17 protein-coding genes are annotated in these 17,630 nt (G+C 55.7%); 8 read left to right on the plus strand and 9 right to left on the minus strand.

What is annotated here, in order from left to right:
• Positions 1-4: 4 nt before the first annotated feature.
• Both JFT87_RS15240 and JFT87_RS15245 read right to left on the minus strand, forming a co-directional pair.
• Positions 5-1,051, minus strand: coding sequence for an NAD-dependent epimerase (locus tag JFT87_RS15240; RefSeq protein WP_201202442.1), 1,047 nt, complete (start codon positions 1,049-1,051; stop codon positions 5-7).
• Positions 1,048-2,400 (minus strand): UDP-glucose dehydrogenase family protein, encoded by a 1,353-nt coding sequence (locus JFT87_RS15245; RefSeq protein WP_201202443.1) that lies wholly within the window; start codon positions 2,398-2,400, stop codon positions 1,048-1,050. Before JFT87_RS15245 ends, JFT87_RS15240 begins: the two co-directional genes overlap by 4 nt.
• 389 nt (positions 2,401-2,789) lie before the next feature.
• On the opposite strand from JFT87_RS15245, the gene JFT87_RS15250 reads away from it, so the two are divergent.
• The 7 genes from JFT87_RS15250 (at position 2,790) to JFT87_RS15280 (ending at position 10,123) form a co-directional block, all read left to right on the plus strand.
• Positions 2,790-4,487 (plus strand): sulfatase-like hydrolase/transferase, encoded by a 1,698-nt coding sequence (locus JFT87_RS15250; protein WP_201202446.1) that lies wholly within the window; start codon positions 2,790-2,792, stop codon positions 4,485-4,487.
• 195 nt (positions 4,488-4,682) lie between these two features.
• The gene (locus JFT87_RS15255; protein ID WP_201202447.1) at positions 4,683-5,351 is read left to right on the plus strand and encodes an ABC transporter ATP-binding protein; all 669 of its coding nucleotides are present in this window, start codon (positions 4,683-4,685) and stop codon (positions 5,349-5,351) included.
• A 1-nt stretch (position 5,352) separates the two neighbouring features.
• Positions 5,353-7,824, plus strand: coding sequence for an FtsX-like permease family protein (locus JFT87_RS15260; protein ID WP_201205204.1), 2,472 nt, complete (start codon positions 5,353-5,355; stop codon positions 7,822-7,824).
• On the plus strand, positions 7,814-8,866 hold the full coding sequence (locus JFT87_RS15265; protein WP_201202448.1) for a lipocalin-like domain-containing protein: 1,053 nt from the start codon (positions 7,814-7,816) through the stop codon (positions 8,864-8,866). Before JFT87_RS15260 ends, JFT87_RS15265 begins: the two co-directional genes overlap by 11 nt.
• 151 nt (positions 8,867-9,017) lie before the next feature.
• The gene (locus JFT87_RS15270) at positions 9,018-9,260 is read left to right on the plus strand and encodes a hypothetical protein (protein WP_201202450.1); all 243 of its coding nucleotides are present in this window, start codon (positions 9,018-9,020) and stop codon (positions 9,258-9,260) included.
• A 10-nt stretch (positions 9,261-9,270) separates the two neighbouring features.
• Entirely contained in the window at positions 9,271-9,453 is a 183-nt protein-coding gene (locus JFT87_RS15275) for a hypothetical protein (protein ID WP_201202451.1), read from the plus strand.
• An 85-nt stretch (positions 9,454-9,538) separates the two neighbouring features.
• Positions 9,539-10,123, plus strand: coding sequence for a hypothetical protein (locus JFT87_RS15280; RefSeq protein WP_201205207.1), 585 nt, complete (start codon positions 9,539-9,541; stop codon positions 10,121-10,123).
• Between the two features lie 331 nt (positions 10,124-10,454).
• Here the strand turns inward: JFT87_RS15280 and JFT87_RS15285 are convergent, their stop codons facing one another.
• The gene (locus JFT87_RS15285) at positions 10,455-11,282 is read right to left on the minus strand and encodes a glycosyltransferase (protein WP_201202452.1); all 828 of its coding nucleotides are present in this window, start codon (positions 11,280-11,282) and stop codon (positions 10,455-10,457) included.
• 217 nt (positions 11,283-11,499) lie between these two features.
• On the opposite strand from JFT87_RS15285, the gene JFT87_RS15290 reads away from it, so the two are divergent.
• The gene (locus JFT87_RS15290; protein WP_201202454.1) at positions 11,500-12,309 is read left to right on the plus strand and encodes a VanW family protein; all 810 of its coding nucleotides are present in this window, start codon (positions 11,500-11,502) and stop codon (positions 12,307-12,309) included.
• Between the two features lie 41 nt (positions 12,310-12,350).
• On the opposite strand, the gene JFT87_RS15295 is transcribed toward JFT87_RS15290, so the two are convergent.
• From JFT87_RS15295 to JFT87_RS15325, 6 genes are all read right to left on the minus strand, one after another.
• Positions 12,351-12,848 (minus strand): hypothetical protein, encoded by a 498-nt coding sequence (locus JFT87_RS15295; protein ID WP_201202455.1) that lies wholly within the window; start codon positions 12,846-12,848, stop codon positions 12,351-12,353.
• A gap of 133 nt (positions 12,849-12,981) precedes the next feature.
• Complete coding sequence (locus JFT87_RS15300; RefSeq protein ID WP_201202456.1) at positions 12,982-13,245, minus strand: hypothetical protein; 264 nt, start codon at positions 13,243-13,245, stop codon at positions 12,982-12,984.
• Positions 13,246-13,297: 52 nt separating this feature from the next.
• On the minus strand, positions 13,298-13,624 hold the full coding sequence (locus tag JFT87_RS15305) for a hypothetical protein (protein ID WP_201202457.1): 327 nt from the start codon (positions 13,622-13,624) through the stop codon (positions 13,298-13,300).
• Between the two features lie 57 nt (positions 13,625-13,681).
• Complete coding sequence (locus JFT87_RS15310; protein ID WP_242487261.1) at positions 13,682-14,584, minus strand: hypothetical protein; 903 nt, start codon at positions 14,582-14,584, stop codon at positions 13,682-13,684.
• A gap of 123 nt (positions 14,585-14,707) precedes the next feature.
• Complete coding sequence (locus tag JFT87_RS15320) at positions 14,708-15,568, minus strand: hypothetical protein (RefSeq protein ID WP_201202459.1); 861 nt, start codon at positions 15,566-15,568, stop codon at positions 14,708-14,710.
• 833 nt (positions 15,569-16,401) lie between these two features.
• The gene (locus JFT87_RS15325) at positions 16,402-16,896 is read right to left on the minus strand and encodes a hypothetical protein (RefSeq protein WP_242487262.1); all 495 of its coding nucleotides are present in this window, start codon (positions 16,894-16,896) and stop codon (positions 16,402-16,404) included.
• Between the last annotated feature and the right edge of the window lie 734 nt (positions 16,897-17,630).

Here is a 17,630-nt window from a genome sequence, read left to right on the forward strand (position 1 = left end):
AAATTCAGCCCTGTAGCTCAGCCGCAAGCGGCATGTGGGCGTGCAGTGGGTAGTAATCGCGGAACCAGGCGATGAAGCGGCCAAGGCCTTCGTCAAGTTCGACGCGTGGATGGAAACCGGTGTCGTCTTCCAGCTCATGGACATCGGCGCAGGTGTTGAGCACATCGCCCGGTTGCAGGGGCAGCAGCTCGACATTGGCTTTGCGGCCCAGGTGCTTTTCCATCAGGGCCAGATAGTCCTTGAGTTCAACCGGGTGTTCGCCACCGATGTTGTAGATCCGCCAGGGCGCCATGCTGCTGGATGCGTCCGGGGATTCGCGGTTCCAGTCGGGGCTCGTGTGCGGTGGGTGCTCGATCAGCCTTGCGATGCTTTCAATGATGTCGTCGATGTAGGTGAAGTCGCGCTGGTGCTGGCCGTAGTTGAACAGCTTCAACGGGCTGCCCTCGACAATCGCCTTGGCAAAACGGATTGGCGACATGTCCGGCCGGCCCCAAGGCCCGTAGACCGTGAAGAACCGCAGGCCGGTGCTGGGAATGCCGAACAGGTGGCTGTAACTGTGGGCCATCAGCTCATTGGCTTTTTTGGTGGCCGCGTACAACGACAGCGGGTGATTGACGCCGTCATGGGTCGAGTAGGGCGTGTGTTGATTGGCGCCATACACCGAACTGGACGAGGCGTAGATCAGGTGCTTCACCGGATGGTGCCGGCAGCTTTCGAGAATATTCAGGAAACCGCCGAGGTTGCTGTCCAGATACGCCTTGGGGTTATCCAGCGAGTAGCGCACTCCGGCCTGGGCGGCCAGGTGAATCACCACTTCCGGTTGCTCACGGGCAAACAATGCATCAATGGCCGAAGCATCGGCCAGGTCAATTCTGGCGAGGTGGAAACTGCCGACTTGCTCCTGTACCCACCGCACGCGATCGTGCTTGAGTTGCGGGTCGTAGTAGTCGTTGAAGTTGTCCAGCCCGCAAACCCGGTGCCCGTCGCGCAACAACCGCAACACGCAATGGGCACCAATAAAACCTGCTGCTCCCGTCACCAGAATCTTCATGGGTGCAGCACCTCGGGAACGATGTGCCGAATCCCGATGCCGCTGTAGTGCAATCCGGCGGCTGCCACCTGTTCAGGGTTGTAGAGGTTGCGACCGTCGATGATGACCTTGGAGCGCAATTTGCTCGCCAGCAAGTCGAAGTCCACTACACGGAAATTCTTCCATTCGGTGCAGATCACCAGCGCATCGGCGTCTTCCAGGGTGTCGTCGCGGGTGGCGCACAGGTGCAGGTCGCTGCGGTAGCCGTAGATGCGTCGGCATTCGGACATGGCTTCCGGGTCGTAGGCCTGAACACTCGCGCCCTCTGCCCACAGCGCATCCATCAGATACCGGCTAGGCGCTTCGCGCATGTCATCGGTGTTGGGCTTGAAGGCCAGGCCCCAGACGGCGATGGATTTGCCGGCCAGTCCCTGGGGGAATTGCGCTTTCAGTTTGCTGAACAGAATGTGCCGCTGGGTATCGTTGACCTCGGTGACGCTGCGCAGCAGGCGTAGCGGCATGCCGTTGTGTTCGGCGGTGTGCAGCAGGGCGCGCAGGTCCTTGGGGAAGCACGAACCGCCGAAGCCGCAGCCGGGGTAGATGAAGTGGTAACCGATGCGTGGGTCCGAGCCGATGCCTTTGCGCACCGCTTCGATGTCGGCGCCCAGCAGTTCGGTGAGGTTGGCCAGTTCGTTCATGAAACTGATGCGGGTGGCGAGCATCGCGTTGGCCGCGTACTTGGTCAGTTCGGCGCTGCGGTTGTCCATGAACATGAGCTTTTCATGGTTGCGGCAAAAGGGTGCGTAGAGTTCGGTCAACTGGGCGCGGGCTTCGTCGTCATTGGTGCCGACGATGATCCGGTCCGGGCGCATGCAGTCGGCCAGGGCGCTGCCTTCCTTGAGAAACTCCGGGTTGGACACCACCCGTACGCTCAGGGCGCCTTTGCCCCGGCGTTGCAGTTCTTCACGGGCGGTGGCGGCGACCTTGTCCGCCGTGCCCACCGGCACGGTGGACTTGATGATCAGGGTGCGATCGGCCTCCATGAAGCAGGCGATCTGCCGGGCCACATTCAACACATGGCTGAGGTCGGCGGAACCGTCTTCATCGGCCGGTGTACCGACCGCGATGAAGATCAACTCGGCATGTTCCACCGCATCGCTGGCCTGGGTGGTGAACAGTAATCGGCCAGCCTTGATGTTTTCTTCCAGCGTGCTGGACAGTCCTGGTTCGCTGATCGGCGGGACTGCTTGTTGCAGCTGCTTGATCTTGTTCGGATCAATATCGACGCACAAGACGCGATGTCCGACATCGGCCAGTGCCGCTGCTTGTATCAGGCCGACATAGCCCGTACCAAATACGCTCACGTCCATATTGGCGTGCCTCGTAAGACGGTGGAGAAATCTGAAATGAGACTGTCAAAAGGGGTATAGCCCAGCCTAGGCAAACCATGTCAGCAAAATGACATGTTGCTTTGCTATAACACCCCCATTTTTGGGGGCGATTGGCCATCAAGTGCTTGCTGTTACTGGATTTGCCGCGGTTTTGACGCGTTTTTCACATTTGGAAGAAAGCGATAAACGGTCGAGAGCCCTTAATTACAAGGGCTGTAGCGCCTTGAGTGTGTCAGATTTGAGTCAACAATTTTTTGACGCTTTGGTGAAAAGTCCGGCATTTCTTGCGGTTTGATGGCTCGGTGCTAGTGTCAGTTTTTGACCGACAAAACCTTGACCCTCTGCCGTTTCGCGCGACCGGAATAGCCATGTTTCGATACCTCAAAGAACTGCTTTTAGTTATTTATCTACTGGTTTATTCCGATTATTACATTGAGCGGTTAAATGCTATCGGCCTGGGGTTTTCTGTAGTTCTTTTTGGCGCGATGTTTTTGGCGCTTACTTTAGCGTTATATCTAACGGCGTATATACGACAGGCGCTCATTCGACATTTATTCGCATTGTTCATGTTCGCCTCGGCGGTGTTTTTTGATGTCTATACGCGGGTCACCGCGGATTACCTGAACTACAGCAGCTTTGTCTCGCTGGTGTACTCGGGTGGCTTCATCCAGGAAGCGGCGTATCAGTACCGCGATGCAATCTTGCATGGCGTCCTGAATGGCTTGTTGCTGCTGTTGGGCATTGGTCTGAAACCCCGACACTCGCTGAGGGTGCCGAATGCCTTGCGCGTAGCCGCGCCGATTTGTGGGGTTTTGCTGCTTAGCGCGGTGCTGTTCGTGCGGGCCGGCGAGGGCGCCCGCGGTCTGCCGATCATGTACACGCCGCTGGCCTACCTGAACCTGTTTGCCTATGAAGCGCTGCACAACAGCGTCGGCCCGCGTGAGCCGGTGAAACTGGCGCGGGTTGATCAACCGGTGAATCACGACATCGTACTGATCATCGACGAGAGCATTTCCGGCAACTACCTGGACATCAACGCGCCGTTTGGCGTGCACAGCAATCTCAAGGAGGCTCATCCGGGCGTCGACATCTTCAATTATGGCTACGCCGCCTCCATCGCCAATTGCAGCGCCGACACCAACGTGACCCTGCGTTACGGCGGCACCCGCGCCGACTACGTGCGCATCAACACCACGTTGCCGTCGATCTGGCAGTACGCCAAGAAAGCCGGGTTGCGCACGGTCTACATCGACGCCCAGCGCACTGGCGGCAACCTGCAGAACCTGATGAACGACACCGAGAAAAAGGACATCGACGAGTTTGTGCAGTTCGACCAGACCAGCGTGCGCGACCGCGACATGGCGGCGGCCGCCAAGCTGATCGAACTGCTCAACGATGACACGCCGGAGCTGGTGGTGATCAATAAGGTCGGCGCTCATTTCCCGGTGCACGACAAATACCCGGACGCCTTCATGACCTACCGGCCGACTTTGCCCCGTGGGCAGTTTGTCGAAGTGGCGGACACGGGCAAGCGGGATGGTTTCAACGGTCAGCCCGATGACTGGGTGCTCTACCGCAACGCCTACAAGAACACCTTGCTGTGGAATGTCGGGGAGTTTTTTTCACGGGTGTTCGCCCAGGCGGATTTGAGCCATGCGCTGCTGATCTACACATCGGACCATGGGCAGGATCTGCATGAACGCGGTAATCCGGGACTCAACACACACTGCGGCGGTGACCCGGTGGAGGAGGAAGGGCTGGTGCCATTGGTGGTGATTCAGGGCAGTAGTTTGAAGACGCTGGACTGGTCGGCGCAACTGGCCGGTAACAAGGATCGCTCCAGTCACTACAACATCTTCCCGACGCTGTTGCAGTTGATGGGGTATGACCTAGCGGGGGTGGAGGCGGTGTATGGCAAGCCGTTGAGTGTGCCGACTGCGGATGACTTCACTTTTAACTATCGGTTCAATGCGCGGTTGGGGGCCAAGCCTGCGTGGAAGCATATTGATTTGAAGACGGTCGTTACGCCGGGTGAGCCGGCAACGAGCGTGGTGGTGGGGCAGTAGGTTTTGTATTGCCTGGCCTCATCGCGAGCAGGCTCGCTCCCACAGTGATTGAGGGTGAATTCAGGTATCTGTGAACAACCTGAATCCCTGTGGGAGCTGGCTTGCCAGCGATGAGGTCGTTTGATTCAACGCCAGGCTCTGGTCTGTCATCGGCATCCGCTATCCTTGCCCCACACTGACCCATCAGGTGGCGGCATGCTCCAGATTGAAAACGTCTGCAAAAGTTACCTCACTCCTCAAGGCTCGTTACCGGTGCTGCAAGGTGTCGACCTTGAGTTGAAACCCGGCAGCAGCCTGGCGCTGATGGGCGAGTCCGGCAGTGGCAAAAGCACCTTGCTGCATTTGATCGCCGGGCTGGACAAGGTTGACGGCGGTAGCATCACCAGCGGCGAACATCGACTCGACCAGATGAACGAAGCGCAACTGGCGAACTGGCGGCGCACGGAAATCGGCTTGGTGTTCCAACAGTTCAACCTGATCGGAAGCTTGCGGGTGGAGGACAATCTGGCGTTCCAGGCACGCCTGGCCGGGCGCCACGATCCGCGTTGGCAGGCGCATTTGGTGCAGCGATTGGGCTTGGGCGATTTGCTGCGACGCTATCCGGAGCAGTTGTCCGGTGGGCAACAGCAACGTGTGGCGCTGGGCCGAGCCCTGGCTTCGCAACCGAAGCTGCTGCTGGCCGACGAGCCCACCGGCAGCCTCGATGAAGCCACCAGCGACGAGGTGTTGAAGTTGTTGCTGGAACTGCTCGACGACAGCCCGACGACCTTATTGATGGTCACCCACAGTCCACGGGTTGCCGCGCGATTGGCGCAGAAAGTGGTGTTGCACCATGGTCGTCTGGCTGACGCGGGCGCGCATTGACGTGCGGGTCTTTCGCGAAACCTTACGCGCGCTGCTGAGCCATTGGCGGCAGCACCCGGTGCAGTTTTTCAGTGTGTTGACCGGGTTGTGGCTGGCTACCAGCCTGCTGACTGGGGTGCAGGCGCTGAATAGCCACGCGCGGGAAAGCTACGCTCGGGCCAGCCAATTGATCGGCGGTGAACCCCAAGCCAGCCTGAGTGCGCCCGGTGGCGGGGTGTTCTCCCAGCAACTGTTTGTCGATCTGCGTCTGGCGGGCTGGCCAGTGTCGCCGGTGCTGCAAGGCCGGTTGACGCTCAAGGGCCACGACGATCAGCGCTTGCAACTGATGGGCATCGAACCGGTGTCGTTGCCTGCCGGTTCGGCAGTGGCGGGGCAGGCGTTGGCGATCGGTCGAATCGTCGAGTTTTTCAGTCCGCCAGGCAGTACCTGGATCGCGCCGCCGACCTTGCAGGCCTTGGGTTTGCATGACGGCGACACACCCATTTCCGAGAACGGGCAGACCTTGCCGCCGCTGCGCGCCCAGCCCGACATGGCCCCCGGCGTGCTGCTGGTGGACATTGGTTTTGCCCAGCAGATACTCGGCCTGCCGAATCAGCTGTCACGCTTGCTGTTGCCCAAGGATTTCAGCGCAGTATTGCCGGATCAATTCAAAGGCCAACTCCAGCTCAAAACCAGTGGTGAAGAAAACAACCTCGCTCGCCTCACCGAAAGCTTTCATCTGAACTTGGATGCTTTGGGTTTTCTGTCCTTCGTGGTCGGCTTGTTCATCGTCCACGCGGCGATTGGCTTGGCGCTGGAACAACGCCGGGGTTTGCTTCGAACCCTGCGAGCCTGCGGGGTCAGCGCTCGGATGTTGATTGGCTGCCTCGCCGTCGAACTGGGCGGCCTGGCACTGATTGGCGGGATCGTCGGCGTCGCCAGCGGCTATCTGCTGGCCAGCGTGTTGTTGCCGGACGTCGCCGCCAGCCTGCGCGGGTTGTACGGCGCCGAAGTGGCGGGGCAGTTGAACTTGAGTCCTTGGTGGTGGCTGAGCGGTATTGGCCTGAGCCTGCTCGGCGCGTTACTGGCCGGTGCCAACAGCCTGCTGCGGGCGACGCGTTTGCCATTGCTGGCCCTGGCCAATCCGCAGGCCTGGCATCAGGCTCACGCGCGGTGGTTGCGACGTCAGGGTTGGGTCGCCGCCATTGCAGCCGTGATCGCGCTGCTGGCGTTGATCTGGGGCGACAGCCTGGCCGCCGGTTTTGTGTTGATGGCGGCGCTGTTGCTCGGCGCTGCGCTGGCGCTGCCGGTGTTGCTCAACACGGTGCTCAATCTGCTGTTGCTGCGCAGTCGTTCGGTGCTCGGCCAATGGTTTATCGCCGATTGCCGTCAACAACTGCCGGCCCTGAGCCTGGCCCTGATGGCGCTGCTGTTGGCGCTGGCGGCGAACATCGGTGCCGGCAGCATGACCGCCGGTTTCCGCCAGACCTTCAGCGACTGGCTCGAACAACGCCTGACTGCCGAGCTCTACCTCAACCCGCAAAACCCGGCCCAGGCCCGCGAGATGCAAACCTGGCTCCAACAGCAACCGCAGGTCACGGCGGTGCTGCCCAGCTGGCAAGTGTCGATCCAGTTGCAAGGCTGGCCAGCGGACCTCTACGGTGTGATCGACCACCCGGCCTATCGCCAACACTGGCCGTTGCTCGAGGCCTTGGGTGACAACCCTTGGGATCGCCTGGCGAAGGACGACGCGTTGATGCTCAGCGAACAACTGGCGCGGCGGCTGAAGGTGCGTTTGGGGGATCACCTGACGATCCCCACGCCCAACGGCTCGTGGTCGCCGCAAGTGGTCGGGATCTACGCCGACTACGGCAACCCCAAGGGCCACGTGCTGGTCAACGCCAATCACTTGCTGCGTGGCTGGCCGCAACTCACGCCCAACCGGTTCAATCTACGCATCGACCCGGCGGCGATCCCGTCGTTCCTCACGGCGCTGCAAACCCGCTTCGCCCTCGACGACAGTCGTATCGTCGATCAGGCCCGGCTCAAGGGCTGGTCCACCCAAGTCTTCGAACGCACCTTCGCCGCCACCGCTGCCCTCAACAGCCTGACCCTTGGCGTGGCCGGTGTGGCGCTGTTTATCAGCCTGCTGACCCAGAGCCAGAGTCGTCTCGGCCAACTCGCACCGCTATGGGCGCTGGGCGTGACGCGCCGGCAACTGATGCTGCTGAACCTCGGGCAGACCTGGTTGCTGGCGTTGCTGACGCTGATTCTGGCGTTGCCCTTGGGTATCGCGCTGGCCTGGTGCCTGGACACAGTGATCAACGTCCAGGCCTTCGGCTGGCGTCTGCCATTGCGGGTGTTCCCGCTGCAACTGTTGCAGTTGATGGGGCTGGCATTGCTCGCCACATTGCTGGCATCGGCGTGGCCGTTGTACAGCTTGTATCGCACCCAACCGGCGGATCTGCTGAGGACGTTTGCTCATGAAGATTAAGGTCGGCGTGTTGATTTTGGCGTTGTTGAGCGGTTGCGATAACTCGGCACCGGTCGAAAAAGGCTTCGCGGGGCTCGGCGGCGAGGCTTCGGCGTTTACACCGGTGGTGCCGGGTCGGGTGTTCAGTTTTCCGGCGGATCATGGGCCGCATGATGGATTTCGCATCGAGTGGTGGTACGTCACCGCCAATCTCAAGGACGATCAAGGGCATGAGTTTGGCGTGCAGTGGACGTTGTTCCGCAGCGCCTTGAAAGCGACGCCAGAGGTGCCGGGGTGGAGCAATCAAACAATCTGGCTCGGGCACGCGGCCGTCACGTCGGCAACGGTGCATCACGCCGCCGAGCGCTATGCCCGTGGCGGCGTGGGTCAGGCAGGTGTGAGTGTGGCGCCGTTCAACGCGTGGATCGATGATTGGCGGTTTAGCGGTCCTTTGGCCGATATGCAACTCAGCGCCCGGGACAAGGGTTTCAGCTATCAATTGCGGCTGACGTCGACCCGTCCGCTGGTGCTTCAAGGCGATCAGGGTTTCAGTCAAAAATCCGAACAAGGTCAGGCGTCGTACTACTACAGCCAGCCGTTTTTCCAGGCCAACGGTTCGCTAGAGATTGACGGCAAAACCTACACCGTCAGCGGCCCCGCGTGGCTCGACCGCGAATGGAGCAGCCAACCCCTGACCGCCAACCAGACCGGCTGGGACTGGTTCTCTCTGCACCTGGACAGTGGCGAGCAAGTGATGCTCTACCGCATGCGACAAAAGGACGGCGCGCCTTATCTGACCGGCACCTGGATCGACCCCCAAGGGCAAACGCAGTTGCTGCACGGCGACGACATCAGCCTCACGCCCCAGGAAACCGCCAAGGTCGCTGGCCGGGCGATGCCGGTGCGCTGGTCGATCAAAATCCCGGGCAAACACCTCGACATCACCACCACCGCGCTGAACCCGAACGCGTGGATGGATCTGCGGATTCCGTATTGGGAAGGGCCGGTCAACATCAGTGGCAGCCACACCGGCAGCGGCTACCTCGAAATGACCGGCTATTGAATCCCCCGCCGGAGCTGCCGAAGGCTGCGATCTTTTGATCTTGTTTTTAAAGATCAAAAGATCGCAGCCTTCGGCAGCTCCTACAGGGATTTGGGTTGAACTCCATTTGTTCGCTGAACCTCTACACAGATATACCAGTCGAGGATTTGTCATGAGCGACGACCTGCAACCCCCGGACATGAATACCTGGCAGCGTCTGTTCGACGATGAAACCCTGTGGCAGCAGTCTCCCGACGCCCATTATTTCGACCTGCAACGCGTCGCCGACGACCTGCTTGGGCAAGGCGCCATCGACCTGGAGCAGTGGCAGATCCTGCGCGCCAAAGCTGCTGACCTGCACAAGGACTCTCCAGCGGTGAACGTCGCCCGTGAACTCGATGATCCCGAAGCCTGAGGACTCTCCCATGAAACCTATCTCTCAAAGCGAACACCCCGACGAACCGCGGCCACCGGGCGAGACTGAGCGCGATAACGACGCCCTGCGGCCCACCGATCCCAAACAGCGCGAGAACAGTGGCAAAGGCACTGCGAGCGGTGAATCGACGGCGCAGGAAACCGCGAAGCAACAAACCAAAGCCAAGCCCTGAACAGCGTCTATGCTCAGTGGCACATCTGTCGCCGAACAGGCTTCGGCGTCGGGTGCTGCCATTCATCACAGGGAAAGTACCGCTTATGAAGCTCCACGCACTGGCCAAGGCCATCACTCTCGCAACCGTATTGTCCGCCACCAGCTTCGGAGCATTTGCCGCCGATATTCCGCTGTCCGCCACCATTGAAGCGGATCAGGTCACCACTAAAGTGCTCTCCGTTGATGCTGCCAAGCATCAGGTGGTGCTGGAAGGCGCCGAAGGTCGACAGGTGCATGTTCAACTGAGCGACAAGGCAAAAAACCTCGCCAATCTGAAAGTTGGCGACAAGGTCAACGTCGAGGTTCAGCGCTCTGTCGCGGCCTATCTCGACACCGATGTGGATAAAGGTCTGCCTGGCTCCACCGAGCGTACGGGCGAGCTGCGCAACGCTCCGGGCAGCGAAAACCCGGGCGGCGAAGCATTCCGTCAGATTCAGGTGCAACTGAAAATCACCAAAATTGATTTGAAGAAAAATCAGGTGACCCTCGAAAACCCATCGGGACAATCAAAAACGCTCGACGTCAAAAAGCCTGAAATTCAGGCGAAACTGAAGGATTTGAAAGAAGGGCAGAGCGTAATCGTCACTTACACCGATATATTAAAAGTGACCAGCGAGCATGAAAGCTGAGCATTAACTCTACAGAATGATTGTTCTTGTACAGGGTTTTGTATGAGAACAATCATACTAATTGCTCCGGCTGAAGAGGTTAGGAAGTTTGCCGGGAAATATCGGCAATACACACTTTTTAACTTTCTAGTACATAAAAAACATCATGATGCATGACGACATAAGCGCCAACTTCAACTAAAATGCTTCCCGTTCGCCCAGTGTCAGGGCTCTTTACCGGTGCATGGATTGCCAGGCCATTACACTGGGCGAACACCTCCATTGGGGAGGTTGTATACAATTTCAAATAAAAAGGGCGACTGTGAAGTCGCCCTTTTTTATTGCCGATCGATTAACTCGATGCCTGGATACCGGACTTATCTTGCTGCCCCTGAAAACGCTTGAGCGTGGCCTGATACATTTTTGTCCGTCGATGATCTTTGCCGTAGGTGCCGGCTGCCGCGACGGTGCCGGACTGGATGTGATCCAAATAGCGAAAAATCTTCCGTGGAGACAGAAACTTGATGCCGTAGCCGCGCCCCATCATGCGGTCCTGTAGCGTATAACCGGGCACGCGATCGTCCAGGCAGAAGTGCAGGCCTTGCGACTTGATCAACCGAGCATTCCACAATGTACAGAAACTTTTCAGATGTGTTTCTCTGTAGGGTTTTGGCTCTTTTGAGCGCAAGCCAAACTGCTGTTTGGCGCGACGAATATAATGCTTGCAAAAGCGCGAAGTTAAGCGCCAGGTATCTCTCACTGCACCCCGATTGATTTGCTCTACACAACCGACCGCTGCAATATCAGCCGACTTCGTGCACTCGCGCATCATCATGGCGAACACCGCCGGGTCGTAAATAAACGTATCGGTGTGCAACAGAAACAGATAGTCGGTTTCAACTTTCGCCAACGCCAGATCCAACGCTTTGCCATGGGCGATGTGCCCAGCTTCTTTACCGGGTGACGGGCGCTCGATCAAGTTGATCCAGTCCAGAGAACGCAAATAATCCAGACTTTCATCGGCCGAATCATTGTCCACCACCCACACTGGAATACGCTGTTCCTTGACGTGCTCGCGCAATAATTCCAGGCACATTCTGGTGAGGTCCGGGGTTTTGTAATTGACCAGGACAAGACTGAACGTCGACGGCTGTTGGGCGGGTAAATCAAACGTTGTCATTGGCAAGGGCTCATCCGCAAATTAAGGGGCGACAGTGCTTCTTGAACCGGGATGCTAACGAAGCAACCTTAGGCCAACCTTAATTTGCCGTTTCGGCAGTGGGGGGCGGGTGAGGTGGTACGCGGCAAACGCCGCAGCTTTCCAATGACTTCCACGCTAGAATGCGTGCCCCTGAAACCGCCCCAAGGACGATAACGGCGTCGCCGTTGTGTCACGGATGAAACCACTTTCCCTCTACCACCCCGCCTTGTACTGGCTGCGCGTGTGGCAAAAAAGACTGTTCCGCCAGATCGCCTGGTACTGTTCGAGCAAACGCTACGCACGGCCTGCCGCCGCTGAACGTCTGCCATTTCGTTACCTCAAACACACCTCGAAACTGATCCGCAAACTTGGTGACTCCGACCCAGTCCTGCAACACAACAAGGTTATCAACCTCAAACTCGCCGTCGCCGCCATCGATGGCGTCATTATCGGCCCTGGCGAACATTTCTCTTTTTGTCGTCTGGTCGGCCGTCCGACCCGCCAACGTGGCTATGTCGAAGGCATGGAACTGTCGTTCGGCGAGGCTCGACGCGGTGTGGGTGGTGGCATCTGCCAACTGAGCAACCTGATTCACTGGATGGCCATTCATTCGCCGCTGGTGGTGATTGAACGATCCAATCACAGCTTCGATCCGTTCCCCGATGAGGGCCGGGTGTTACCGTTCGGCTCCGGGGCAGCGATTTTTTACAACTACATCGATCTGGTACTGCACAACCCGACGGATCGCCACTTTCAGTTGAAGCTGCATGTCGGTGAGACGCAGCTCGAAGGCGAGTTGTTGTGCGATCAAGTGCGCGCGTATCGCTATCACGTATTCCAGGAGGCGCACCGCTTTGTACGGGAAGCAGGACGGGTATTCCGCGAGAACGAAATCTGGCGAGAAGTGCGAAACAAGGGGCAGGTGGGTGAGTTGGTGAAACGCGAACGGCTTTATCGCAATCGCGTGGTGGTCAAGTATGAAGTGGCCGACGAGTTGATCGGGTAGGGCGCGAATAGATGTTTTCTGGACATGCGCGCCAGAGATGATCAGTTTCTGAAATACAACTCGTCCAGTTGGCGTCTGCGGATCGACAGATACTCATCCCAAACCTTGGAGAATTCCTCGTCGCGGGTCAGCGGGAATGTCAGATAAATGTGCATGCCCACCACGCTGATGTATTGCCGCTCACGCTTGAACGCTGGCTGCTCGTAATGCGAGATGCTCTCGTCGTAGGCGTGATGGTAGTGATGGATGCTCGCTCGATGGGGCGCGATCATGCCCCGCGCAAAGTCGATCACCCAGCAATGATCAATCGCTGCACTCAAGTAGCCGTACACACCATCGCTTGAGAGCCGAATGCACGAACTGGCCTGAGTGCCGTCCTCATCATTGACCAGAATGATCTGGTCAGCGAAGTACTCAATAGTCCTGCCGTCCGGCCCTTGCAGAAACAAGCCCCAGCCTTCAGCCCCCATGCGGAACTCGCCCCGGTTTTCAAAAGTGGCCGTCCAGCCGTTGGCGAGGGTGATCTGATGTTTATTCATGGGGTTTCCAAGTCTTCGGGTTAAAGCGTTTCGATCCGCGGTTTCATGGTGATCTAAAGCGTGTTGGAAAGTGCCCGTCACTGGCGAGTGTCCTGCTGTGGCTGCGTCAATACGATGCTGCCTGCGAATGTACTTATGAAGCAACGCCGCGATCTGATCCGGGTTTCAGCATCAATCGTTGGTCTTCCTGACGGTTTCGGCAGCGCTCGGCAAAATCCGATGCGGCGGATGGATCGTTCAGGAACAGCGCGTAAGAGTCGCTGCTGATTTCGTAGTACTCCTCGTAATCCACCAAACGGTTGCTCACCGGGATGGAAAGGTACGGTGTACCAGAGAGGGTTTCGATACCGAGGGTGAAGCGTTCGGTCCGGTTGATGAACGTGTCGTTGAATTTCAATCTTCACCTCGCAGGCGCTCGCTGGAGTCATGAGTGTTCAGGTGGCCAATGCCTAAAGGCTCATGTCTGCTTCGATGCGTTCTTCATAACTCGATAGTTTCTTCATGATGTTTTCGTCGGTCGAATACTTGTTCTTTAACTGCATCAATTGCTTGTCCGTGCCCTTGCAAGCTTGATTGATGGCGCTGATCACCTGGCTGAGGTTGTCTGGGTCTGCCGGATCAGGTTCGGGGATTTCTCCTCTGAGAGTGTCGCAGTTGTCTCGGTTTTTGGTGAAGCTGGATACGTCGGGTGGGAGCGGACTGGTGGTATCGGTTGCTTGAGAAACAGCGGGAAATGTCAGCGTGAAAAGCATCAGGCAGGTCGCAATAATGCTCATCTTGGTGCTCGTGATTGGTGAGTAATCCAGACGCGGGTTGCGTTAACGCGATCATGTTCAACCACGATGGATATCATCGTAATCAGTTGCCTTGGGCGTTGAGTGAATGCCTTTAGCCTCTTGAGCGTGATAATAATTTTCAATGGTCAATGTCGGGTCGATTTTAGCCATTAGAACGCAGCCTTGATTCTGCCAAGGGTAATCCAGGTTTTTTTGCATCATGCCGGGCAGTATGGTGCGATCCCAGACTCTGGATTTCGTCTCACGCCAGCGGTTTGGATTACGGTTGGAGAGTTTGTCATGGGCCGAAGTGGCAGGGTCTAGGTCACGGAATTGTTCCAGGAATGGTAATTCCGGTAGTGGCTGACTAACGTCCATGTAGCGCTGTAAGGTATCCCAGAAAGCCATGCATTCTTCACGACTCATTCCCAGCGATTGAATTTTCCCGCCGAGGAATATCTCAAAGTCGTAGTATCGATGATGTAACCAGATAGCCGTGCCACTGCTACCGTACGGGCCTGGCCGAAATTCCATGGTCGCATCGAACTCATAGAATGGTGCTGTGAAGGCTGAGCGGAATCGACGAGAGATGGTGAGCATTCCGGTTTTTCTGTTGAATTCATTTCCCGCAGATCTAAGCAAGTTAAAGTAACGGTCAGCTATCCAGTCCCACCCGACTAGTCCCATAAATGCAATTACTATGATTGCTCCTACAATCAAGATCATTGCCGGCTTGGGGGTGATGTACGTCATCAGCGCTAGTACCACGACCATCGGCCATAGCACCATCACCGCCGAACCGATGCTGTAGTTTCCGATGTCGAGAAAAACCTCGTTTTTTCGCCAGATGGTGTTAAGCATATCACAGGGTTTTTCACCGGTTGGAATGGGTAGCGGCGCCAAATAGTCGTTGCGCGAAAACAATCGTTTTTTTGTAGTGCCTGCCGGTGGCGTACTCATATGCTGCCCTTGGGTTGTAAGTCCTGCTACTCATCATCAAGCTAATGCTTGATCTGTCTGGGCGGCTAGTTCGGCTTCACGCTTGGTGATAGCTTCTTCCAGTTCTGGGGAGCGCTTGGCCCATTATTCGGGTGGCAGTGGTTTGGACCATTCAATGATTTCGGGATAGGTCAGGTTGGGCGGCGGATTCAATTTCCAGCGTTCAAGTACGTCAATCAGCAGCGTATTAAAAATAAAAATGCCGCAAAAGCCTTCCCACAAAGCGGTTACAAGCCATCCTCTCAACTTAGCGGCTTTCTTCAGATCGTCGAAATAGGTAGCCCATATTCCTTTGGATCTGTCGAAACGAGCCGTCTGGTCCTCAACAGCATTCGGACCGATTTCCATGTAACTACGCATGCATTCCCAAAGCGCCATGGCGGTGGTGCCGCCGCCACAGTTAAAACCCAGTGAGAAGTGTTTGTTGTCATCTCTTGCCTGTGGATCAGGGTTCTCAAATCCAATGATTAAAAGGCCCATCGTGGCTTTACCTGCCTGGCTTACCGAGGAGTGCTGCGTTGCCGCTGCGGTTACGCTCTCCCACGGAACTATCCAATATTCGCCGCCCTCCCGCGGGACGCAAACCTCACGGCGCTGGCGGTTGAATCGTATCGGTAAAGGTACTGGGCGTAACAAACCCTGCACCAGAATCATGGATGGAATTCCGATAATGATCCCACCACCAATAAGAATAAAAACACTGAGATCTGGTGAAATATTTCTGAAACCAAAGGCCAGAGATAAAAACAGCATTAGTGTTGGCCACATGACCATTACCGTTGATCCTACGCTGTAGTTACCAATATCGAGAAACGTATCGTTCTTGCGCCAGATAGTGTTGAGTACATCTGAGGGTTTTTCGCCGGTGGCGATGGGCAGTGGCGCCAAATAGTCATCACGTGAAAGTACTCGTTTCTTTGTCGTTCCTGCCGTAGGCGTGCTCATGTATTGCCCTTAGGTCGCAGGTAAATGGCGCCGGGCTTACCCTGGGCGAGTTGATAGCTTGGCATACGATCCAGTTCTACTGTAGGTTCGTCCCGTAAGGCAATCACGCCAGAGTTGTCATTTAGAGTAAAGGCAACACCTCGTTCACCACCGATAAAGTTGCTGGCGCCCAGCATTGCGATCAATGGCGTTCGATACCGCAAGCGCAGGGAAACTGTACGAGGTTTTGAACCAAGAACGCCTGGTACCGTATTGAAAGGTCCACTCAGGCGCAATCCCTGCCCCTCATTGAACGGGATCCAATTACAGTTGCTGTGGGCCAACCATTCAGGCGCCAAATTCCGCTAAGGGGTAGGTGGTTTGTAGTTGTCGATGCGACTGTTTTTTATCAACTCGCCGTGTGCCTGAGTGTCTACCGGATCACCAATTAGACTTAGCTCTAAATAGGTGCTACTAGACTCTGCCCCGGGTAAGTCGATGGTCAAGCTATCAATGGAACTTACATAGGTCATTCCGGATGGACCACTTGAAGATGCTGTGACCGAGCTACTCTCCATGCTGACACGAGGTGTTTATAAGATGGCATACAGCTGGTTGAGTTCATCTTGTTGAGCCTTGGCTGCGATAAGTCCACTGTTAATGTGCGATGCCTTCGTTGAAGGGCCGACATAAAGCATTGTTTGGTAGAGGGCGTATTAAATTGATCCATAACAGAGCATCATAGACGCTTCACAAGCGAGTCGACAGATTTAAGATCTGTGCTCCATGCAAGAGATCTTTGATATATCCCCTTGATAAAGGGCCGGCCTCCGCCGACTCATCGGGGCGCCGAATCAGGCAGTGCTCATCGGGACATTTACTTTGGCTTTGATGATAGGTACATCTGGAGATAAGTATGGCTTTATGAAGTTGGCGACGTTCTCTTTTTGTTTTGGCTTGCAGAATATGTTGATACTGTAACTTATGACCTTCCCAAGGCGCTGGTTGAAATGAGTGAATTTCAAGTCAACTACCTCTCGATTCGTTGCAATGGCCAGTTGAGTAAAATCTTCCCATTCATATATAAGATGGTGGTATTGAGTGTGCATTTCACGGTAGCTCTTCGAGTTGGCCATTGATAGATAAATTAATGCCATACCACCAGGTCCAATTATCGCTCCGATCAAAAACGCAGGGTCTATCGTCGCGAGAATGATGAAAATTACTGCTGTGATTCCTGTGAACCATTTTAAGAAAGTTAACGTCCATTTAGGGAGATCTTTCCATTCGCAGCACTCCAGTCCGGATTGAGTGAAGCGATAGGCGAAGTTCATTTTTTGATGAGTCATGCAGGAGATTGTGAACAGGATAAATGCGAAAAAAACACGCAGGACAGAGTGCGCCAGGGTTGTTCCATTTCCTCATAGACTGAATACATAAATAGGGTTGCGCCCAGGATTATCGCTGTCATAAATAAGAACATGCAATTTGCAACGAATATGTTGTAGTTGCGTGCTGTGAGTGTCCAACTCAATAGCTCTGGCTTATCGGCATGATTCCAATGAAGTTGTGGTGGTAGCGAGAGTGGTTTGTTGAAGTTTAGCATTATTCCGCTCTTTAAATGGGTGGTGGAATCGATAGCTTAAAGGTTTAGCGTGTTTTGAGTTTTGAGTTTTGAGTTTTGAGTTTTGAGTTTTGAGTTTTGAGTTTTGAGTCGTGTCTTCCTTTTCCTAGACTCATCACTAAACTTTCCATTGGTTCGGTTTGCCTCAATTGTGGCCCGCGTCAATGCTATTCTGAACAGATAGGCGCCTCTTCCGTTTTGCTAAAATGCCCCTGGGGGTACTTGAAATATAAACTGGATAACGGAGCTTTCATGCTGGGTGAACAAGCGGGCTTCAAGTTTAAATATGTTCTCCGTTCAGGTGGAGCTGAATCAGCTTGTTTTGTTTGTCCACTTTGTTTGCTTTGTTGTAGAGTCCGCTCCATGTTTTGATGATAAATTTTGGTTGGCATGTTAGTGATTAAAATCATTGTTCCCGTTTTTTGTGTATGTATGGCGATCTTGATCAGCAGCGTCTTA

The organism is Pseudomonas sp. TH15 (assembly GCF_016651105.1).
Lineage (GTDB): Bacteria > Pseudomonadota > Gammaproteobacteria > Pseudomonadales > Pseudomonadaceae > Aquipseudomonas.